Raw genomic sequence first — 19,575 nt, forward strand, 5'->3', positions numbered from 1 at the left:
GGCGGGAGGGAGCGGAAGTCATGGATGAGCACAAGGAGACACTGCGCGTGGGCGCGGCCGTCCGGCGCCGGCGACGGACTCTCGAACTGACCCTCTCCGCCGTCGCCGAGCGCAGCGGCCTGTCCGTGCCGTTCCTCAGCCAGGTCGAGAACGAGCGGGCCCGGCCCAGCCGCCGCTCCCTGGAGAAGGTCGCCGACGCCCTCGGCACCACCGCCGTCGAACTGCTCGCCGCCGCGGATCCGGCCCGCACCGTCGACCTGGTGCGCGCCGACGACACCAGCGTCGAGGACACCGCCGGCGGCGACGGCGCGGGCTTCGTCGTCCGCTCCCTGGTCCGCGGCCACCACCAGATGCACGCCCAGGAGTTCGTCGGCGACCACGACCCGGGCCGCGAGTTCCAGCTGCGCAACGACGTCCTGATGCATGTCACCGAAGGCGCCGTCGAGGTGGAGGCCGAGGGGCGCGCCTACCGGCTGGTGCGCGGCGACACGCTGTATCTGACCGGTGGCGTACGGCACCGGTGGCGGGCCACCGTGGCGGAGGCGCGGGTCCTCGTGGTCGCGGTCGCGGAGCACATCGACGCGGTCGACGAGCCCGGACCCAAGTAGCCGGCCGCCGTGCGGGTCGTCTCCCTGGTCCCGTCGCTCACGGAGGCCGTCGCCGTCACCCTGCCGGGCGCACTGGCCGGCGCGACCGACTGGTGCAGCCACCCCGTGGACCTCGACGTGGTCCGGATCGGCGGTACCAAGAACCCCGACGTGCCGGCGATCGTCGCCCTGCGCCCCGACGTGGTTCTCGCCAACGAGGAGGAGAACCGGGAGCCCGATCTGGCGGCCCTGCGCGCCGCCGGCATCGAGGTGCTGGTCACCGAGATCCGTGAACTGCCGCAGGCCATCAGGGAACTGGACCGGGTGCTGCGTGTGTGCGGGGCGCTCTCGCGGCCCCGCTGGCTCGACGAGGCGGAGGCGGCGTGGGCCGGACTGCCCGCGCCCGAGCGCCGGTTGCGGGCCGTCGTGCCGATCTGGCGCCGCCCGTGGATGGTGCTCGGCCGGGACACCTTCGCCGGTGACCTGCTGGCCCGGCTCGGCGTCGACAACGTGTACGCGGGCCACGCCGAGCGCTACCCGCGGACCCCGCTCGACGCACTGGACGCGGTGGAGAAGGACCTGGTGGTCCTCCCCGACGAGCCGTACCGGTTCACGGCCGACGACGGGCCGGAGGCGTTCGCCGTTCCCGCGGCGCTGGTCAGCGGGCGCCACCTGACCTGGTACGGGCCCTCGTTGGGGGAGGCGCCACAGGTGCTCGGCGCGGCCCTGCGCGGGCGCTGAGCCGTCAGGCCCCGGCGGGTGCGGGCGCCGCGAGGAGCCGGCCGCCGAGCAGGCCGCGTGCCGTGTGCGCCGCGGCCACCGCCCAGGCCGCGACGAGGACGGCATAGAGCACGACGGCGAGCGTGTCGAACGCGGCGAGGCCGGTGTGCCGGCCCAGCCCCTCCGCGCCGGTGACACAGGTGCCGACGGGGAAGGTGAACGCCCACCACGTCATCGCGAAGCCCATGCCCCGGCGGCGGGCCCGCACCACGAGGGCGGTGGCGAGCGCCAGCCACAGCAGGGCGAAGCCCATCACCGGGACGCCGTAGAGGACCGCGAACGCGGTGAAGCCGTGCGCGTACGACGCGGGGAGCACACCGGCCGCGGCATCGGCGAACTTGTTCGCGGCGGTCGTCGACTGGCCCAGCGGGCCGAGCACGAGGAACAGGGTCGGCGTCAGCGCCAGGGGGAGCGGACCCGTGGTGACGAGGCGCGCGAAGATCACCGGCAGCATGACGAGGGTCGCGAGCAGACTCACGCCGAACATGCCGTCACAGGCGAGGAGCAGGGTCTGCTGCCACGGCCCGGCCGGCAGGTGCGGCACCAGCAGCGGTCCGACGGCGGCGGAGACCATCGGCGCCACGACGGGCAGCAGCCACACCGGAGAGGCCTGACCCGGCTCGATCCGGTGCCGGACCACCATCAGATACGGGACGGTCACGGCCGCGACGAGCCCGATGAGCGTGCCCGCGACGAACAGTGCCGCGCCGACGGACACCGCGGCCTCGGGCCCGATCCAGTCCCGGCCCACCAGCAGCGTGCCGCCGCCCACCGCGAGCAGCGCCATCGACAGGCAGCCGTAGAACGGGGCCACCGCGGGGTCCAGGAGATGCGCCCGGGCCTGGTCGCGGTGGTGCCTCCAGTGCAGGGCCCGCGCGGTGAGGAGCACGAGCAGCGCCGCGCACGCCAGCGCCCAGACGACCGTGCAGGCCGTCCGCAGTCCGGTGAACCGCACCGGGAGGGTCGCGCCCGCGTTCGCGACGATCGCGGTGCCCATGACGGCGGCGTACCAGTTGGGGCCGAGGTGGCGGACGGCGGCGGCGCGGACGTTCAGGGCCGCGGTGGGGGCGGTGGGGTGGGCGACGGTGACCATGGCTCCACCGTCGCGCGCGGCCGGGGCCCCCACCAGGGACGTTGCCGCTATGGGGGCATAAGCTGCCTTTATGAGCAAGGAGCGCAGTGAGCCCACGGTTCCCACGGACCCGGCGCTGCCGCCCGGCATGCTCGCGCACCGCATCCCCGATCTCGGCGCGCTGGAACTGCTGCTGGCCGTGGCGCGTCTTGGCAGTCTCGGCGGGGCCGCGCGCGAGCTCGGTATCACCCAGCCCGCCGCGAGCAGCCGGATCCGGTCCATGGAGCGGCAGCTCGGACTCGCCCTCGTCGACCGTTCGCCGCGCGGCTCCCGGCTCACGGACACCGGCGCGCTGGTCACGGACTGGGCGCGGCGCGTCGTGGAGGCGGCGGAGGAGTTCGACGCCGGGGTGCAGGCGCTGCGCGACCGGCGGGACTCGCGCCTGCGGGTGGCGGCGAGCATGACGATCGCCGAGTACCTGCTGCCGCGCTGGCTGATCGCGCTGCGGGCGGCGCGGCCCGACACGGCGGTGTCGCTGCTCGCCGGGAACTCCGCGACGGTCGCCGAGCGGTTGCTCGCGGGTGAGGCGGATCTGGGGTTCGTGGAGGGCCTGTCGGTCCCCGCCGGTCTGGACGCGACGGTCATCGCACACGACCGGCTGATCGTGGTGACGGCCCCGAGTCATCCGTGGTCCCGCCGGCGCCGGCCGCTCACCGCGGAGGAGCTGTCGGCCACGCCGCTCATCCTCCGGGAGCAGGGGTCGGGTACCCGGCAGGTGCTCGACGCGGCGCTCGGCGGTCTGGCCCGCCCCCTGATCGAACTGTCGTCGACGACGGCGGTGAAGGCGGCGGCGGTGAGCGGGGCGGGGCCCTCCGTTCTGAGCGAGCTGGCGGTCGGGGAGGAGCTGTCCGCGCGGCGGCTGGTCCGGATTCCGCTGGAAGGGGTCCGGCTTGCGCGGGATCTCAGGGCGGTCTGGCCCGCGGGGCACCGGCCGGTGGGGCCCGCCAGGGATCTGCTGGGGTTGACGCGGTCGGCCGCCTGAGCCGGATCGCGGGCGGGCCACGTGGTGCGGGGCGCTGTGGCCGAGGTCGCGGGGCTCCGCCCGGGCCCCGCTGCTCAAGCGCCGGAGGGCGCTCGGTGGGGTTTGGTCGGGGGGAAACCCGTTGGCGTCGTCCGCCCGCCGTCCCCCAAGCTCGTCCCATGACGCCGGTGAGCCAAGCCCCGCCCGCCAGTGGCCCCCGTACGCCCTGGGCCGCTCTTCCCGAACGCGTCAAGCAGGGGGTCGCCGACGCGCTCGGCGCCGCGGTCGTGGCGGCGCGGACGCAGGGCGGCGGGTTCTCGCCCGGTGTCGCGGCCCGGGTCGTGCTCGCCGACGGGCGTCGGGTCTTCGTCAAGGCCGTCAGCGCGGACGCGAACCCGGTGAGCCCCCGCTTCCATCGCGCCGAGGCGAAGAACGCCGCCGCGCTGCCGCCCGAGGTGCCCGCCCCGCGCCTGCTCGCCACCTACGACGACGGCACCTGGGTGGCTCTCGTCTTCGAGGACGTGGCCGGGCGACAGCCGCAAGTGCCGTGGGAGGGCGACGAGTTGAGGCGAGTGCTGGAGGCCGTGGAGCGGCTGGCCCGGACGCTCACCCCCGCCCCGTTCCCGGCCCGCCGCGTCGGCGACGTGTTCACCGAGAACTTCGACGGCTGGCGGCGCCTGGTGGACGAGGGGCGGGTGGAGAGCGCCGGGCTCGACGCGTGGGCCTCCCGCAACGCCGCCGCGCTGGCCGAACTCGCCGCGCCCTGGGTCGAGTTCGCCGAGGGCGACACGCTCGCCCACGCCGACCTGCGCGCCGACAACATGCTGCTCACCGCCGAGGACGTGGTCTTCGTCGACTGGCCGCACGCGGTGCGCGCCGCCGACTGGTTCGACCTGCTCGTCATGCTGCCGTGCGTGCGGGCCCAGGGCGGCCCCGATCCCGAAGCGGTCTTCACCGGGCATCCGCTGGGCCGGACCGCCGACCCGGAGGGCGTCACGCGGACGCTCGCCGGATTCGCCGGGTTCCTGCTGGAGCACGCCGCGCGGCCGGCCCCGCCGGGACTGCCGACGCTGCGCGCGTTCCAACGGGCCCAGGGCGAGGCCGCGCTGACCTGGCTCAGAAGCCGTGCGGTGCGGCAGCGGCTCGTACCAGACCTTCCGTGACGCGCGCGTCCTCACCCATCTCGGGATGCCACTGCACCCCCATGACCCAGGTCATGCCGGGCAGTTCGACGGCCTCCACGGTGCCGTCGTCGGCGTGCGCGCAGGCCACGAGCCCCCGGCCGAGCCGGTCCACGGCCTGATGGTGGTACGTCGGGACGTCCGTCACCTCCGGCACCAGATCCCCGTACCGCGTGCCGGGCACCGGAGTCACGGTGTGCCGCCCGAAGGTCCCGACCTCCTTCACATGGCCCTCCAGGTGCTGCGTCAGCGTCCCGCCGAGCGCCACGTTCAGCAGCTGCATGCCGCGGCAGATGCCGAGCAACGGGGTGCCCGACGTCATCGCCGCCCGGATCAGGGCGAGTTCCCACGCGTCCCGCTCGGTCGCCGCGGGGCCCGTGCGCGGGTCGCGCCCGGCGCCGTACCGGGCGGGGTCCACGTCGGGGCCGCCCGCGACGATCACGCCGTCGAGCCGCGCCACCACCGACGGCGCGTGCTTCGGGTCGTCGGGCGGCACCATCGCGGCCAGCCCGCCGGAGGACTGGACCAGCTGCGGATAGCCGACCGGGAGGAGCGCCGCGGGCAGCTCCCACACCCCCCAACTGGTGTTCTTCTCCAGGTAGGTGCTGATGCCGATCAGCGGCCTGCTCACCATGGTGCCGTGCTCCCCAACCTCGGTCGTGCCTGTAGCCGTCAGTCCCGCGCCAGCTCCGCCTCCGCCGCGGCCAGTGCGGCGAACTCCTCCTCCGGCGCCCGCGCCACCAGATGCCTGCGGCTGTAGGCCCCGAAGTACCCGAGGGCGACCACGTACACGCCGAGCGCGATGAGCGCCGCCGTCACGTCGACGAGGAACGTCGCCACGAGCGCCGCGCACGCGAGCACCAGCGCCACCGAGGAGGTCAGCACGCCGCCCGGTGTGCGGTACGGCCGCGCGAGCTCCGGCTCCCGGCGCCGCAGCACTATGTGCGACAGGGACATCAGAGCGTACGAGATCGTCGCGCCGAACACCGCGACGTTCAGCATGCGGGCACCGTCCCCCGTCGCGGCCGCCAGCGCGAACCCGATCGCGCCCGGTACGAGCAGCCCCAGGTACGGCGCCTTGCGGCGGCTGGTGAGGGAGAGGAAGCGGGGCAGGTACCCCGCGCGGGACAGCGCGAACAGCTGGCGCGAGCCCGCGTAGATGAGGGAGAAGAAGGAGGCCACCAGGCCCGCCAGACCGGCGTAGTTCACGATGCGGCTCCAGGCCGTGGCCTTCCCGTCCGGCTGCAGCGCCGCCACCAGCGGGTTGCCCGCCTCCTGGATCGCCGCCGAGCCGCGCGCGCCCGCCGCCGCGAAGAAGGTCACGACGGCCAGGACGACGAGGATCGCCATGGACCAGCGGATCGCGCGCGGCAGCGTCCGCGCCGGGTCCTTCGTCTCCTCCGCGGCCAGCGGCACCCCCTCCACGCCGAGGAAGAACCACATCCCGAACGGGAACGCCGCCCAGATCCCCAGCACGCCCATCGGCAGCCAGGAGTTCGCGCCGAACGCGCTCGCGTCCACCGGGATGTCGTCGAGGTGCGACGGGTCGAAGTCGGTGAGCGCCGCCACCGCGAAGACGACCAGGGCCGCCACCGCGATGCCCGTCACCACGAAGCTGAACCGCAGCGCCTCGCCCACGCCCCACAGATGGATGCCGATGAAGACGACGAAGCAGGCCAGGTACACCGGCCAGCCGGAGGTGAGCCCGAACAGGCCGAGCGACTCGACGTAGTCGCCGATGAAGATCGAGATGGCGGCCGGCGCGAGGACGTACTCGATGAGGATCGCCGTGCCGGTGAGGAATCCGCCCCAGGGGCCGAGCGCCCGGCGCGCGAAGCCGTAACCGCCGCCCGCCGTCGGCAGCACCGACGACAGCTCGGCGAGGGAGAAGACCATGCAGGCGTACATCACGCCCATCAGGGCCATCGCGATGCCGAGACCGCCGAAGCCGCCTTCCGCGAGGCCGAAGTTCCAGCCCGAGTAGTCGCCGGAGACGACGTACGCGACGCCGAGTCCGGTCAGCAGCAGCCAGCCGGCGCTGCCGCGGCGCAGGGTCCTGCGCTCCAGATAGTCGTCGCCCTCTGCTGGTGTGCGCGCGTTCTGGTTGCCCAAGGTCATGGCGCGGCCGCTCCCCGGCTCAGGTCCAATGGAATGGAGCCATACCTTTGCCGGGGGTCGGTGCGGAAATCAAGTCCCTTGCGTTACACGTCGGTTAATCGACCCCGGGGTGGCGGGCCCTCGGCGGATCAGGTGAGGAAGCCGCGCAACAGGGCGGCCGTGCCGCCGCAGTGCTCGCGCATCATCTCCCGCGCCCCGTCCGCGTCCCCGTCCAGCACGGCCTCCACCAGGGCGGTGTGCTGACGCTGGGAATGCTCCAGGTTCCGCACCAGCAGCGGGATGCAGTCCAGGAGATCGTTCACCGTCGCGCGGACCGCCGCGTACTGGGCGGTCAGCGAGGGGGAGCCGCACAGTTCGGCGAGGGTGAGGTGCAGGAGGGTGTCCTGGCGGCGGTAGTCGGCGAGGGGCGCGTCGTGGGTGTCGGCCAGGGCGGCGCGCAGCCGGCCGGCCTGCGTCTCGTCGAGCCCGTGCGCCGCGCACAGTCCGGCGGCCCCCACCTCCAGGACCTCGCGGAAGCGCAGCACGTCCTCCACGTCCACGCCCTCGATGCGGCGCCGCAGCTCGTCCTCGCCCGCCGCCCCGGGGCGGGGCAGCACGAACGTGCCGCCGTAGCGCCCGCGCCGCGACTCGACCAGACCCTGGTCCTGCAGCACCTTCAGCACCTCGCGCAGGGTGACCCGGCTGATCCCGAGCCGGTCCGCCAACTCCCGCTCCGACGGCAGCCGTTCGCCCCCCGGCACCAGACCGAGCCGGACGACCTGGAGGATCTGCTCCAGCGCCTCCTCGAAGCCGTTGCCCGCCCGCACCGGACGCAGCACCGTCGCGAGGCCGCCGTCGGCATCCGTGTGCGACATCTGGCCCAACCCCCTTCCCAAGCAATGGTTCTCCGAAATACCTTATGGCCCTCGGCCGACCCAAGGGACCCCAGGGACCCAAGGAGGATTTCCCGTGGCAGACCGCACACCCCCGCTCGCCGTCGAGGAGCTGCACGCCCTCGTCGCGAGCGGAGAGATCGACACTGTCGTCCTGGCCTTCCCCGACATGCAAGGGCGGCTCCAGGGCAAGCGGTTCGCCGCCCGGTTCTTCCTCGACGAGGTGCTCGAGCACGGCACGGAGGGCTGCAACTACCTGCTGGCCGTCGACACCGAGATGAACACCGTCGACGGCTTCGCGATGTCCTCCTGGGACCGCGGCTACGGCGACTTCGCCCTGCACGCCGACCCGAGCACCCTGCGCCGAGTCCCCTGGAACGCGGGCACCGCGATGCTCATCGCCGACCTCGCCTGGGAGGACGGCTCGCCCGTCGTCGCCGCGCCCCGCCAGATACTGCGCCGCCAGCTGGACCGCCTCGCCGAGCTCGGCCTCACCGCCCAGGTCGGCACCGAGCTGGAGTTCATCGTCTTCAAGGACACCTACGAGCAGGCCTGGGACGCGAACTACCGGGGCCTGACCCCGGCCAACCAGTACAACATCGACTACTCCGTCCTCGGCACCGGCCGCATCGAGCCCCTGCTGCGCCGCATCCGCAACGAGATGGCGGGCGCCGGCCTCACCGTCGAGTCCGCCAAGGGCGAGTGCAACCCGGGCCAGCACGAGATCGTCTTCCGCTACGACGAGGCCCTCGTCACCTGCGACCAGCACGCCATCTACAAGACGGGCGCCAAGGAGATCGCCGCGCAGGAGGGCGTCTCGCTCACCTTCATGGCCAAGTACAACGAGCGCGAGGGCAACTCCTGCCACATCCACCTCTCGCTCACCGACGCCGACGGCGCCAACGCGATGGCCGGGCCGGACGGGATGACCGAGCTGATGCGGCACTTCCTCGCCGGACAGCTCGCCGCCCTGCGCGACTTCTCCCTCCTCTACGCGCCGAACATCAACTCCTACAAGCGGTTCCAGCCGGGCTCCTTCGCCCCGACCGCCGTCGCCTGGGGCCACGACAACCGCACCTGCTCGCTCCGCGTCGTCGGCCACGGCCGCTCGCTCCGCTTCGAGAACCGGCTGCCCGGCGGCGACGTCAACCCGCATCTCGCCGTCGCCGGACTCGTCGCGGCCGGCCTGTACGGGGTCGAGCACAAGCTCGAACTCCCCGACGCCTGCCCCGGCAACGCCTACACCGCCGAGTACGAGCACGTCCCCACCACCCTGCGCGAGGCCGCCGAGCTCTGGGAGAACAGCCCCATCGCCAAGGCCGCCTTCGGGGACGAGGTCGTCGCCCACTACCGCAACATGGCGCGGGTCGAGCTCGACGCGTTCGACGCAGCCGTGACCGACTGGGAGCTCCGCCGAGGATTCGAGAGGCTGTGACCGTGCCCGACCGGGAGACCGACCTGAGCGCCGATCCGAGCACACTGACCGTGCTGAACCCCGCCACCGAGGAGGTGGTGGCCGCCGTCCCCGCCGCCGACCCGGAAGACGTCGACCGCGCCGTGCGCCGCGCGGCCGAGGCGCAGCGCGGCTGGGCCGCCGCGGCCCCCGCCGACCGCGCCCGTCTGCTGCGCCGCTTCGCCGACACCGTCGACCGACACCTGGAAGAACTGGCCCAGTTGGAGGTCCGCGAGGCCGGACATCTCATCGGCAACGCCCGCTGGGAGGCCGGCAACGTACGGGACCTGCTCCTGTACGCGGCCGGTGGCGCCGAACGCCTCACCGGCGCGCAGATCCCCGCCCCCGGCGGCTGGAACGTCACCTTCCGTGAACCGCTCGGCGTCGTCGGCGTCATCGCCCCCTGGAACTTCCCGATGCCGATCGCCGCCTGGGGCACGGCCCCCGCCCTCGCGGCGGGCAACGCGGTCGTCCTCAAACCCGCCGAGACGACCCCGCTCACCGCCCTGCGCCTGGCCGAACTCGCCCTGGAAGCGGGCCTTCCCGAGGGCCTCTTCCAGGTCCTGCCGGGCTACGGGAACACCGCGGGCCGCGCCCTCGTCGACCACCCGGACGTCGCGAAGATCGTCTTCACCGGGTCGACCCGCACCGGCCGCGCGATCATGGAGCGCTGCGCCGCCCTGGTCAAACCGGTCACCCTCGAACTCGGCGGCAAGAGCCCCAACGTCGTCTTCGCCGACGCGGACCTGAGCCAGGCCCTCGACCCGTTCTCGTTCCTCGACAACTCCGGCCAGGACTGCTGCGCCCGCACCCGCATCCTCGTCCAGGAGTCCGTGTACGAGGAGTGCGCGGCGCTGCTCACCGACGCGCTCGGCGCCGTCGTCGTGGGCGACCCGCTGGACGAGAAGACGCAGATGGGCCCGCTGATCTCCCGTCGGCAACTCGACCGGGTACGGCACTTCGTGCCCGACTCCGCCCCCGGCATCCGGGGCACCGCGCCCACCGGGCCCGGCTTCTGGTTCGCGCCGACCGTGCTGACCGCAGAAGCCGCCGACTCGCACGCCGCCGTGGAGGAGATCTTCGGGCCCGTCGCGGTCCTGCTGCCGTTCACCGACGAGGCCGACGCGATCCGCCTCGCCGACGCCACCCCGTACGGCCTCGCCGGTTCGATCTGGACCCGGGACCTGGGCCGCGCCCTGCGCGTGTCGGGCGCCGTCCGCGCCGGGAACCTGTCCGTCAACTCGCACTCCGCGGTGCGCTACTGGACCCCGTTCGGCGGCTTCAAGCAGTCCGGCCTCGGCCGCGAGCTGGGCCCCGACGCCCTCACCGCCTTCACCGAAACCAAGAACGTCTTCATCAGCACGGAGGGCCCCGCACAGTGACCGAAGAGAACATCTGCCGCCGGCTCGTCGGCCGCACCGCCGTCATCACCGGCGCCGGCAGCGGCATCGGCCTCGCCACCGCGCGCCGCCTCGCCTCCGAGGGCGCGCACGTGGTCTGCGGCGACATCGACGAGACCGCGGGCAAGAAGGCCGCCGACGAGGTCGGCGGGACCTTCGTACGGGTCGACGTCACCGACGCCGAACAGGTCGAGGCGCTCTTCAAGACCGCGTACGACACCTACGGCTCGGTCGACATCGCCTTCAACAACGCGGGCATCTCGCCGCCGGACGACGACTCCATCCTGGACACCGGCCTGGAGGCCTGGAAGCGCGTCCAGGACGTCAACCTCACATCCGTGTACCTCTGCTGCAAGGCCGCCATCCCGTACATGCGGCGCCAGGGCAAGGGCTCCATCATCAACACGGCGTCGTTCGTCGCGCGGATGGGCGCGGCCACCTCGCAGATCTCGTACACCGCCTCCAAGGGCGGCGTCCTCGCCATGTCCCGCGAACTGGGCGTGCAGTTCGCCCGCGAGGGGATCCGGGTCAACGCCCTGTGCCCCGGCCCGGTCAACACCCCGCTGCTGCAGGAGCTGTTCGCCAAGGACCCGGAGCGGGCGGCACGCCGGCTCGTGCACATTCCGGTCGGCCGGTTCGCCGAGGCCGACGAGATCGCGGCGGCCGTCGCCTTCCTCGCCAGCGACGACGCGGCGTTCGTGAACGCCACCGACTTCCTGGTGGACGGCGGGATCTCGGGCGCGTACGTCACGCCTCTGTAGGGGACGCGTCATGTAGGTGTACGGTCCCCAGGCATGCGTAACAGAAATGTTTCCGCGTGGACTTCGGCCGTGGTCACCGCACTGGTGGCCACGGCTCTCGTCTCTCCTGCGGCCGCCGCCACGTCCGCTCCCACCACCGACCGCGCCTGCCCGCAGCTGTCGAAGAAGCTGCCGTGGTACGGCGAGAACCGGGCGAAACTCCAGCGCATGATCGACGAGCGCGGGACCTGCAACGGCCACCACGGCCCGCGTCCCGTCGCCGCGTTCGACTGGGACAACACCGTCTCCAAGAACGACGTCACCGACGCCACCATCGCCTGGTCCCTCAAGCACGACAAGATCCTGCGCCCCGCGAGCTGGAGGAAGACCAGCAAGTGGCTGACGGACGAGGCCGACAAGGCCCTCACCGCGGCCTGCGGCACGGACGTCCCCGTGGGCGCTCCGCTGCCCACCTCCACCGACACCGACTGCACGGACGAGATCTTCAACATCCGCGAGTCCGGCAGGACGATGAGCGGCGCGGCCGCCTTCGCGGGCGACTGGAACCACCGCCGCACGGTGCCCCAGTACGCCTGGGTGCCGCAGCTGTTCGCCGGGCACACCGTTCCCGAGCTGGAGTCGTACGCGGCCGCCGCCCGCAAGGAGGCCCTGGCCGCGCCGGTCGGCGCCACCCAGAAACTGGGCACGCACACCATCCCCGGCTACGTCCGCTACTACGACCAGCAGCGCGACCTGATCCGTACGCTCCAGAAGGCCGGCTTCGACGTCTACATCGTGTCCGCCGGGTCCGAGCCCGTGACCGAGGTATGGTCGCGCGGCGTCGGCATCGACCGGAAGCACACCATCGCCATCCGCTCCGTGCTCGACCGCAAGGGCCGCATCACGACGTACAACGAAGGCTGCGGCGGCGTCCCCGTGAGCCAGGGCGAGGCCATCCCCTACATCGACGGCAAGCGCTGCTGGATCAACCAGGAGATCTTCCGCATCAAGGGCAAGCCGGCCTGGGACAAGCAGCGCTGGGACCGGCGCATCGCGCTCGGCGGCGGTGACGCCGACACCGACGTCACGTTCGTCGGCGACGCGACGGGCGCCCACCTCGTGCTCAACCGCAACAAGAACGAGATCATGTGCCGCGCCTACGACAACGCCGACGGACGCTGGGTCGCCAACCCGATGTTCGTCGAGCCGCTGCCGCGGAAGTCCGGCACGTACCCCTGCTCGACGGCCGCCGACAACCTGCCCGAGGGCGGATTCGGGCCACTGCTGAGGGACGACGGCTCGGTCGTGCCCGATCAGACCGACTCGGTGTACTGACCTTCGGAGCCCGGCCTACAGTGCCGGGATGAGCATGATGCCGCCGCCCGGCTGGTACCCGGATCCGCACGCTCCGGCCACCGAACGCTGGTGGGACGGGACGGCATGGACCCAGGCCCGCAGACAGCCGGTGCCGGCGGCTCCCGCGCCGGTGGCGTTCGCGCCGCCGCCCCGGCCGGGCGGCGGCCGCGGCAGGATCGCCGCCGTGGTCGCCACCGGGATCGCGCTCGTCGTGGCGATCGTCGCCGGAGTCGTCGTGATCCTCGGCGACGACGCCGGCCCGGACGAGGCGCGGGCGCGCAACGGGCCGACCGCACAGCCCGGTTCGCCGACGGCGCCGCCGCGCACCACCAGCGCGGCGCCGTCCCCGAGCGAGGACCCCACCCGCGTCACCGACCAGCTCAACGGCATCACGCTGCCCGTCGTCGACGGCTGGCAGAAGGCCGAGAACGTCGCCGACGACGACGTCCTGCTGACCACGCCCGGCACCTACACCTGCCCGTACGACGACGGCCTGTGCCGCCGCGGCACCGTCGCCACGCACACCGTGACCAACGCTGAAGTCGGCGCGAGCGTCCAGGCCCTGGCCAGGAAGGACGTCGCCGACGCCGCCGACCTCGCGTACGACACCAACGCCGTCGGACAGCGGCCGTTCGGCGGCATGACCTCCCACAAGGTCACGGCCGCCCAGCAGATCGCGGTCGCCGGACGCGCGGGCTTCCTCGTGCGCTGGAAGGTCACGACGGCCGAGGGGCCCGGCGGTTATGTGCAGTCGGTGGTGTTCCCCTCCAGCGTCGGCTCCCAGTCGCTCGTCGCCGTGCGCTGCACCCTCGACGCGAGCCACGCGTCCCCGCCGCTCGCCGACCTCGACAGGATCGTCAAGGGCATCCGGCCGGTGGGCACCACGGACGGCGGCGGGGGAGTGGGCAGCAGCGTCGGCCCCGGCGACTGACGGGGGCTACAGGAACGTGTAGCCCTCACCGCGATACGTGGGCACGGTCCGCGTCACCGCGTCGCCCGCCACGAGGTGCAGCACCTCGAACCGCTCGCACAGTTCACCGGCCTTCGCGTGCCGGAACCACACCTTGTCCCCGATCAGCAGATCGTCGGCGGGCGCGCCCAGCAGCGGCGTCTGCACCTCGCCCGGACCCTCCTGGGGGTCGTAGCGCAGCCCCTCCGGCAGATACGGCACCGGCAGCCGGTCGGGACCCGCCGCGCCCGACGCCGGATACCCGCCGCCCAGCACCGTGACGACCCCGACCCCCGGCCTGCGCACCACCGGCTGGGCGAACAGCGCCGCCGGACGCCCGCTGAACGACGTGTAGTTGTCGAAGAGCCGCGGTACGTACAGCCCCGACCCGGCGGCGATCTCGGTGACCGCGTCCTCGGCGGCGGTGTGCTGCACACTCCCGGTCCCGCCGCCGTTCACGAACTCCAGGTCCGGCGCCACCGCCCGCACGGCCCGCACCACCTCGCCGCGCCGCACGGCCAGCTCCTTGCGTGCCGCGGCCTGCATCAGCCGGATCGCGCGCGAGCGCACCGGACGCCCCGCGACCGCGTCCCCGACCCCGGCCACATGCCCCTCGTACGCCATGATCCCCACCAGCCGGAACCCGGGCCTGCGCGCCACCACCCGTGCCAGATCGGCGAGTTGGGCAGGCGTACGCAACGGGGAACGCAGGGCGCCGATCCGCACCCGCCCGCCGAGCACCTGCCACGACGTGTCGAGCTCCAGGCACACCCGGATCTCCTCGCGGCCCCCGTCCCTGGCGTCGTCGATCAGCCGCAACTGGGCGGGGTCGTCGACCATCACGGTCACGGCGGCGGCCAGCTTCGGGTCGTGCGCGAGCTCGGCGAAACCGGCCCGGTCCGCCGACGGATAGGCGAGCAGCACGTCGTCGAACCCGGACCGGGCCAGCCAGATCGACTCGGCCAGCGTGAACGACATGATCCCGGCGAACCCGTCCCGCGCCAGCACCCGCTCCAACAGCGCCCGGCACCGCACGGACTTGCTGGCCACCCGGATCGGCTTCCCGGCGGCCCGGCGGACGAGATCGTCGGCGTTGGCGTCGAAGGCGTCCAGATCGACGATCGCCACGGGGGCGTCGAGGTGTGCGGTGGCCCGGTCGAAGCGGGCCCGGTCGGCGGCGCGCGGTGTCATGACCGAAGCCTGCCAGACCCGATTACCGCAGGGTAGAGGGACGATCCGGGCAGATCGGCCGAGCCCGCGGACTGATGCGCCCGGTACATGGGCAGGCCCGTTAGAGTGACGCGCACGCAGGCTGAGGAAACGGGGAGGCATGAGCACGGAAGCCCGACGTGTCCCGCCGCGTCCCACGACACCCCCGCCGCCGACCGCCCCACCGGGCCGCGCGCCCGCGTCCGCGCGGCCGGACGAGCCCCAACTCCCCGACGGCGCGCCCCCGTTGCCCGCCACGCCACCCCCGCCGGTCCCCTCGTCCCGGTTCCCGGACACCCCGCCCCCGATGCCGACGCCCCGCGCCGTGCCACTGCCCCCCGAGGCGATCCCGCCCACGGGCGCGGGGAACGGCGCGAGCAGCCACAACGGCGCCGCACCCGCGGGGCGCGGCGCGACCACCGACGGCGGCGATGCGCACCCCAACGAGACCACCACCCGCCTGCGCCCCGTCCCCCCGGCCCCGCCCGGAGCACCCCGCACACCCGCCCCCCGCAGGGCGGTGGGCACCGTCGACCTCACCCCCCTCCCGGGAGCGGCCGGCAGGCCCTTCGTCCGCTTCGCCCGCCCCGAGCACTACGACGACAGCACCACCCGCCTGCGCCCCGTCGGCGCCCGGCTGCGCCCGCGCGCCGCGGCCGCCGCGGCCTGCCTCGTGCTCGGCCTCGGCCTGATCGGCGGCGCCGCCACCGGCTCGCTGCTGACCGGCGCCGAGAGCGACGGCACCCTGTCCGCGCAGAGCGCCTACCGCGGCGCCGCCGACCTGTGGCACGGCATCCCCGTCGACGCGCTCTTCCCCCGCACACTCAACGGCGAAGGGGCCGGCCCCGGCGGCGCCGACCGCACCTGGACCCGGATCGGCGTCGCCCCCGACAGCGGCTGCCAAAAGGCCTTCGACCCCCTCCTGTACAAGGCGCTGCGCCCCGTCGGCTGCCAGCGTCTGCTGCGGGCCACGTACACCGACGCCACACAGAGCAACGTCACCACCGTCGGCCTGATGTTCACCAGCGCCGACTCCGAGGCGGCCAAGGCGCTGCGCACCCGCCTCACCGACGAGGGCCTCGACCGGCGCACCGACCTCGTGCCCCGCCCGTTCGCCGTGCCGGGCACCGCCGCCGCGGACTTCGGCGACGCCCAGCGCGCGTCCTGGAGCATCAACGTCCTGACCGACGCGCCGGTCGTCGTCTACGCGGTCTCGGGCTTCGCCGACGGCCGCACCTTCACCGACCCCCAGCCCGCCGCCGACGCCATGAAGCAGGGCGCCACCACGACCGCCGCCCAGGCCGGACTCGGCCACGAGGCCCAGGGCATCGCCGACCGGGTCGAACGGGGCCTGCGCAAGGCCGTACAGAAGTCCACGGAGCAGCCGTCATGAACCGCCGCCACCGGATCGCCGCCCTCACCGGCGCGGCGGCCCTCGCCCTGCTCCCGTCCACCGCCGCGCACGCCGACTCGGTCCGCGCCCAGCAGTGGGGCCTGGAGGCCATGCACACCCAGGAGGCGTGGCGCACCACGAAGGGCAAGGGCATCACGGTCGCCGTCCTGGACACCGGCGTCGACGACCAGCACCCCGACCTCGCGGGCAACGTCCTCGCGGGCAAGGACCTCATCGGCTTCGGCGCCGAGCGCGGCGACCGCCCCTGGGCCCGCCACGGCACCGCCATCGCCGGCATCATCGCGGGCCACGGCCACGGGCCGGACCACGGCGACGGCGTCATCGGCATCGCCCCGGAAGCGAAGATCCTGCCCGTCCGCGTGATCCTGGAGGACGGCGATTCGTCCCGCGCCAAGGCCCGCGAGACCCGGGGCAACGCGCTCGCCGAGGGCATCCGCTGGGCCGCCGACCACGGCGCCGACGTGATCAACCTCTCCCTCGGCGACGACTCCCCGACCGCCCACGCCGAGGCGGGCGAGGACGAGGCCGTCCAGTACGCGCTCAAGAAGGGCGTCTCCGTCGTCGCCTCCGCGGGCAACGGCGGCAAGAAGGGCGACCACATCTCCTACCCGGCCGCCTACCCCGGCGTCATCACGGCCACGGCCGTCGACGCCGCGGGCAACCGGGCCTACTTCTCCACCCGCCGCTGGTACGCCACCGTCGCCGCCCCGGGCCGCGGCATCGTCACCGCCGACCCCGACCGCAAGTACTACTCGGCGTGGGGCACCAGCGCCGCCTCCGCGTTCGTCTCGGGCGCCGTCGCCCTGGTCCGCGCCGCGCACCCGGGCCTGAGCCCGGCCCAGATCAAGCAGCTCATGGAGGACACCGCCGAGGACCCGCCGACCGGCGGCCGCGACGACTCACGCGGCTTCGGCATGGTCGACCCGGCCGCCGCGATCCGCGAGGGCGCGGAGCTGAAGCCGCAGGGCCTGACCTCGGCCTCGTACGGCGAGAAGTACTTCGGCCCCGGCCCGGACGACCCGGACGACGACGGACCGGCCGGCTGGGTCGCCCCGGTCGCCTACGTGCTCGGCGCGCTGCTCCTCGGGGCGGCCGTCCACCTGTGGCGCGGCCACCGGCTCAGCCGTCGTCGCTGACCGCCCCCACCGCGGCCCGCGCCACGCTCTCCACCAGCGAGATCCCCGCGTCCTTCGTCGCACTGCCGCGGGAGACCACGGCCACCAGGTACCGCTTCCCGTCGACCTCCACCCGGCCGACGCTGTTGATGTCCCACAGCCCGGTGGTGCTCCGCTGCAGCCACCCGTTCTTCAGCGCGGCGGCGTCGACCGAGCCGGCCGCGGAGATCCCCCACCGCTGATCGGCCGCGACGTTCCCCATCAGCTCCTGGACGTACGCCCGTGAGGCCTCGCTCAACACGGTGTCCCCGACGCCGAACACCTGTCGCAGCAGCGTGAGCTGATCGTCGGCGGTGGTCTGGGTCAGCCCCCACAACGGCCCGTCGCCGCCACTGGTTCCGGACAGCCCGAGCCGCTCGTTCGCCGCGTCGAGCCCGTCCGCCCCGCCGATGGTGTCCCACAGCGCGGTGGTCGCCGCGTTGTCGCTGTTCTCGATCATCGCGACGGCGTACGTCTTCTCCTGCGCGGTCAGCGCCCGCCCGTCGTCCTGCGCCTGCAGGAGCAGCGCGGCCAGCACGTCGACCTTCACCACGCTCGCCGTGTCGTACGTCCCGTCGTCCGACGCGTACGTCGCGCCCGTGCCGCCCGCCACGTCGAGGACGGCCACGGCGAAGTCCCCGTCCTGCCCGGCGGCGGCGGCCCGCACCGCCTTCGCGAGCCGGGTGTCCAGATCCACGGTGGGGGCGGAAGAGGGGGAGGGGGACGGTGACACGGAGCCTCCTTCGGACGCCACGTGCGAGACCAGGACGGCCGCGTCGTGTGCCTGCGCCTTCACGTAGACCGTAGTGCCGGCGGTGGCGGCGACGAGCACCGCCGAGGCGGCGGCCGCGTACAGCAGAGGATGCCGGCGGTCGGTACGGGCCCGCCGACGACTGGTTCCGTGGGGCATGCCGCGATGCTCCGGCGCCGTCCTGTGCGGACCATGAGCCGCACCTCAGGGTCCGCTGAGAACCCGGGCCCGTCCGCTCGGTAGGGTCGGTGAACGTGGCGAACAAGAACATTCCCGACCCCGGCTTCTCCGACGACGACGGCACCGCGGACCCGCGTCTGGCCGAGGCCCTGGCCGCCTGGTCCCAGGACCGCACGGCCCACGGACCGGTCCTGGAGGCGCTGAAGGACGCCCGGCTCCTGGTCCCGGTCGTCGCGGTCCTCGGCGAGGTCGAGGAGGACGAGAACGGGCTGCGCCGCGAGAAGACCAGCGACATGGCCGTCCCGACCCTGAAGGCCGGCTCGCGCACGGCGCTCCCCGCCTTCACCTCCACCGCGGCCCTGGCCCTGTGGGACCCCGAGGCCCGCCCGGTCGCCGTCCCGCTCCACCAGGCGCTGCAGGCCGCCGCCCACGAGAAGGCGGACACCGTCGTCCTCGACCTCGCGGGCCCGGTCCCCTACGAGCTGACGGGCGCCGCGCTCTACGCCCTCGCCGAGGGCCGCACCTCGGCCGACCCGCTGGCCGACCCCGCGGTCACCGAGGCGGTCCGCGCCGCGGTCGCCGCCGAGCCCGCGGTGCGCCGGGCCCACCTGGGCCCCGGCCCGGCGGACGGCGTCGTGGCCCTGGTCATCGACCCCGGCGCCGACCCGGCGGCCACGGCGCAGGCCGTGGCCCGGCGCATCGCCGCCGACGAAACACTGAGGGCCCGCCTGGTGCGCGGCCTCGACCTGGCGCTGCTGCCGGCCGAGGCGACCCCACCGGGCGAGCCCCTCTACGTACGCGACTGAGATCTAGCCGTACACGGCCCCCGTGTACTTCTCGCCCGGGCCCTGCCCCGGCTCGTCCGGCACCAGCGAGGCCTCGCGGAACGCCAGCTGCAGCGACTTCAGACCGTCGCGCAGCGGGGCCGCGTGGAAGGAGCTGATCTCCGTGGCGCTGCCGTCGAGCAGTCCGGCCAGGGCGTGGATCAGCTTGCGGGCCTCGTCCAGGTCCTTGTGGGCGTCACCCTCCTCGGTGAGGCCCAGCTTCACCGCGGCGGCGCTCATCAGGTTCACCGCGACCGTCACGATGACCTCGACGGCGGGCACCTCGGCGATGTCGCGGGTCAGCGCGTCGTAGTCGGGAGTCTCGGGGGAATCAAGAGACGGGGTTGCGGGGATGGCGTCACTCATGCCCCACACGATATGCCGCCCGCGCACCCGGTTGGGCGCACCCCCCAAGTGCTGCTAACCTTGTGTAACGACCGGCCGGAGACCCACGTCTGCACGACCTGAGTACCCGGCCCACAAGTGGAGGCTCCGATCTCCCACCTGACCGCCC

The 19,575-nt window shown here is 73.8% G+C and carries 19 protein-coding genes; 12 read left to right on the top strand and 7 right to left on the bottom strand.

Annotation, left to right across the window (positions count from 1 at the left end):
* Positions 1-20: 20 nt before the first annotated feature.
* Together ACQUQD_RS33025 and ACQUQD_RS33030 are read left to right on the top strand one after the other, a co-directional pair.
* Positions 21-608: a helix-turn-helix domain-containing protein gene (locus ACQUQD_RS33025; protein ID WP_428955839.1), complete on the top strand. Its 588-nt coding sequence runs from the start codon at positions 21-23 to the stop codon at positions 606-608.
* A gap of 9 nt (positions 609-617) precedes the next feature.
* Positions 618-1,328, top strand: coding sequence for a helical backbone metal receptor (locus ACQUQD_RS33030; protein WP_428955840.1), 711 nt, complete (start codon positions 618-620; stop codon positions 1,326-1,328).
* Positions 1,329-1,332: 4 nt separating this feature from the next.
* Here the strand turns inward: ACQUQD_RS33030 and ACQUQD_RS33035 are convergent, their stop codons facing one another.
* Entirely contained in the window at positions 1,333-2,460 is a 1,128-nt protein-coding gene (locus ACQUQD_RS33035; RefSeq protein WP_428955841.1) for a TDT family transporter, read from the bottom strand.
* Between the two features lie 70 nt (positions 2,461-2,530).
* Between ACQUQD_RS33035 and ACQUQD_RS33040 the strand changes: the two genes are divergently transcribed.
* Both ACQUQD_RS33040 and ACQUQD_RS33045 read left to right on the top strand, forming a co-directional pair.
* Entirely contained in the window at positions 2,531-3,481 is a 951-nt protein-coding gene (locus ACQUQD_RS33040; protein WP_428955842.1) for a LysR family transcriptional regulator, read from the top strand.
* 158 nt (positions 3,482-3,639) lie between these two features.
* The gene (locus ACQUQD_RS33045) at positions 3,640-4,623 is read left to right on the top strand and encodes an aminoglycoside phosphotransferase family protein (protein ID WP_428955843.1); all 984 of its coding nucleotides are present in this window, start codon (positions 3,640-3,642) and stop codon (positions 4,621-4,623) included.
* Here the strand turns inward: ACQUQD_RS33045 and ACQUQD_RS33050 are convergent.
* The 3 genes from ACQUQD_RS33050 to ACQUQD_RS33060 all read right to left on the bottom strand — a co-directional run bounded on the left by ACQUQD_RS33050 (position 4,577) and on the right by ACQUQD_RS33060 (position 7,613).
* Positions 4,577-5,275 carry a gamma-glutamyl-gamma-aminobutyrate hydrolase family protein gene (locus tag ACQUQD_RS33050; protein WP_428955844.1) on the bottom strand — a complete coding sequence of 233 codons (699 nt, stop codon included), beginning with the start codon at positions 5,273-5,275 and terminating at the stop codon, positions 4,577-4,579. The genes ACQUQD_RS33045 and ACQUQD_RS33050 overlap by 47 nt on opposite strands.
* Positions 5,276-5,313: 38 nt before the next feature.
* Positions 5,314-6,759, bottom strand: coding sequence for an ethanolamine permease (eat, locus tag ACQUQD_RS33055; protein WP_428955845.1), 1,446 nt, complete (start codon positions 6,757-6,759; stop codon positions 5,314-5,316).
* A 128-nt stretch (positions 6,760-6,887) separates the two neighbouring features.
* Positions 6,888-7,613: a FadR/GntR family transcriptional regulator gene (locus ACQUQD_RS33060; RefSeq protein ID WP_428955846.1), complete on the bottom strand. Its 726-nt coding sequence runs from the start codon at positions 7,611-7,613 to the stop codon at positions 6,888-6,890.
* A gap of 94 nt (positions 7,614-7,707) precedes the next feature.
* Here ACQUQD_RS33060 and ACQUQD_RS33065 point away from each other — a divergent pair, with 94 nt between their 5' ends.
* The 5 genes from ACQUQD_RS33065 to ACQUQD_RS33085 are packed head-to-tail and all read left to right on the top strand — an operon-like array spanning position 7,708 to position 13,511.
* A complete protein-coding gene (locus tag ACQUQD_RS33065) occupies positions 7,708-9,066 on the top strand; it encodes a glutamine synthetase family protein (protein ID WP_428955847.1) in 1,359 nt (452 codons plus the stop codon).
* Positions 9,063-10,466, top strand: coding sequence for an aldehyde dehydrogenase family protein (locus ACQUQD_RS33070; protein WP_428955848.1), 1,404 nt, complete (start codon positions 9,063-9,065; stop codon positions 10,464-10,466). Before ACQUQD_RS33065 ends, ACQUQD_RS33070 begins: the two co-directional genes overlap by 4 nt.
* A complete protein-coding gene (locus ACQUQD_RS33075; RefSeq protein ID WP_428955849.1) occupies positions 10,463-11,245 on the top strand; it encodes a 3-oxoacyl-ACP reductase in 783 nt (260 codons plus the stop codon). The genes ACQUQD_RS33070 and ACQUQD_RS33075 overlap by 4 nt, the downstream gene beginning before the upstream one ends.
* A 33-nt stretch (positions 11,246-11,278) precedes the next feature.
* Complete coding sequence (locus tag ACQUQD_RS33080) at positions 11,279-12,559, top strand: haloacid dehalogenase-like hydrolase (protein WP_428955850.1); 1,281 nt, start codon at positions 11,279-11,281, stop codon at positions 12,557-12,559.
* 28 nt (positions 12,560-12,587) lie between these two features.
* Positions 12,588-13,511: a DUF2510 domain-containing protein gene (locus ACQUQD_RS33085; protein ID WP_428955851.1), complete on the top strand. Its 924-nt coding sequence runs from the start codon at positions 12,588-12,590 to the stop codon at positions 13,509-13,511.
* A gap of 6 nt (positions 13,512-13,517) precedes the next feature.
* On the opposite strand, the gene ACQUQD_RS33090 is transcribed toward ACQUQD_RS33085, so the two are convergent.
* On the bottom strand, positions 13,518-14,720 hold the full coding sequence (locus tag ACQUQD_RS33090; RefSeq protein ID WP_428955852.1) for an amino acid deaminase/aldolase: 1,203 nt from the start codon (positions 14,718-14,720) through the stop codon (positions 13,518-13,520).
* 139 nt (positions 14,721-14,859) lie between these two features.
* Here ACQUQD_RS33090 and ACQUQD_RS33095 point away from each other — a divergent pair, with 139 nt between their 5' ends.
* Positions 14,860-16,131, top strand: a complete 1,272-nt coding sequence (locus tag ACQUQD_RS33095) for a hypothetical protein (protein WP_428955853.1) — start codon at positions 14,860-14,862, stop codon at positions 16,129-16,131.
* A complete protein-coding gene (gene mycP, locus ACQUQD_RS33100) occupies positions 16,128-17,288 on the top strand; it encodes a type VII secretion-associated serine protease mycosin (protein ID WP_428955854.1) in 1,161 nt (386 codons plus the stop codon). Before ACQUQD_RS33095 ends, mycP begins: the two co-directional genes overlap by 4 nt.
* Here the strand turns inward: mycP and ACQUQD_RS33105 are convergent.
* Positions 17,272-18,216, bottom strand: a complete 945-nt coding sequence (locus ACQUQD_RS33105) for a serine hydrolase (RefSeq protein ID WP_428955855.1) — start codon at positions 18,214-18,216, stop codon at positions 17,272-17,274. The genes mycP and ACQUQD_RS33105 overlap by 17 nt on opposite strands.
* A gap of 95 nt (positions 18,217-18,311) precedes the next feature.
* Here ACQUQD_RS33105 and ACQUQD_RS33110 point away from each other — a divergent pair, with 95 nt between their 5' ends.
* The gene (locus ACQUQD_RS33110) at positions 18,312-19,043 is read left to right on the top strand and encodes an SseB family protein (protein WP_428955856.1); all 732 of its coding nucleotides are present in this window, start codon (positions 18,312-18,314) and stop codon (positions 19,041-19,043) included.
* A 3-nt stretch (positions 19,044-19,046) separates the two neighbouring features.
* Here ACQUQD_RS33110 and ACQUQD_RS33115 read toward each other — a convergent pair whose 3' ends face one another.
* Positions 19,047-19,427: a DUF1844 domain-containing protein gene (locus ACQUQD_RS33115; protein ID WP_428955857.1), complete on the bottom strand. Its 381-nt coding sequence runs from the start codon at positions 19,425-19,427 to the stop codon at positions 19,047-19,049.
* Between the last annotated feature and the right edge of the window lie 148 nt (positions 19,428-19,575).

Source organism: Streptomyces sp. cg35 (genome assembly GCF_050410835.1).
In the GTDB taxonomy this organism is placed as follows: domain Bacteria; phylum Actinomycetota; class Actinomycetes; order Streptomycetales; family Streptomycetaceae; genus Streptomyces.

What these genes read in the sequence shown, in the direction of transcription:
- ACQUQD_RS33025 (WP_428955839.1), top strand. Translation starts at nt 21, where the DNA reads ATGGATGAGCACAAGGAGACACTGCGCGTGGGCGCGGCCGTCCGGCGC.
- ACQUQD_RS33035 (WP_428955841.1), bottom strand. Translation starts at nt 2,460, where the DNA reads ATGGTCACCGTCGCCCACCCCACCGCCCCCACCGCGGCCCTGAACGTC.
- ACQUQD_RS33040 (WP_428955842.1), top strand. Translation starts at nt 2,531, where the DNA reads ATGAGCAAGGAGCGCAGTGAGCCCACGGTTCCCACGGACCCGGCGCTG.
- ACQUQD_RS33045 (WP_428955843.1), top strand. Translation starts at nt 3,640, where the DNA reads ATGACGCCGGTGAGCCAAGCCCCGCCCGCCAGTGGCCCCCGTACGCCC.
- ACQUQD_RS33050 (WP_428955844.1), bottom strand. Translation starts at nt 5,275, where the DNA reads ATGGTGAGCAGGCCGCTGATCGGCATCAGCACCTACCTGGAGAAGAAC.
- eat (WP_428955845.1), bottom strand. Translation starts at nt 6,759, where the DNA reads ATGACCTTGGGCAACCAGAACGCGCGCACACCAGCAGAGGGCGACGAC.
- ACQUQD_RS33060 (WP_428955846.1), bottom strand. Translation starts at nt 7,613, where the DNA reads ATGTCGCACACGGATGCCGACGGCGGCCTCGCGACGGTGCTGCGTCCG.
- ACQUQD_RS33080 (WP_428955850.1), top strand. Translation starts at nt 11,279, where the DNA reads ATGCGTAACAGAAATGTTTCCGCGTGGACTTCGGCCGTGGTCACCGCA.
- ACQUQD_RS33085 (WP_428955851.1), top strand. Translation starts at nt 12,588, where the DNA reads ATGAGCATGATGCCGCCGCCCGGCTGGTACCCGGATCCGCACGCTCCG.
- ACQUQD_RS33090 (WP_428955852.1), bottom strand. Translation starts at nt 14,720, where the DNA reads ATGACACCGCGCGCCGCCGACCGGGCCCGCTTCGACCGGGCCACCGCA.
- ACQUQD_RS33095 (WP_428955853.1), top strand. Translation starts at nt 14,860, where the DNA reads ATGAGCACGGAAGCCCGACGTGTCCCGCCGCGTCCCACGACACCCCCG.
- mycP (WP_428955854.1), top strand. Translation starts at nt 16,128, where the DNA reads ATGAACCGCCGCCACCGGATCGCCGCCCTCACCGGCGCGGCGGCCCTC.
- ACQUQD_RS33105 (WP_428955855.1), bottom strand. Translation starts at nt 18,216, where the DNA reads ATGCCCCACGGAACCAGTCGTCGGCGGGCCCGTACCGACCGCCGGCAT.
- ACQUQD_RS33115 (WP_428955857.1), bottom strand. Translation starts at nt 19,427, where the DNA reads ATGAGTGACGCCATCCCCGCAACCCCGTCTCTTGATTCCCCCGAGACT.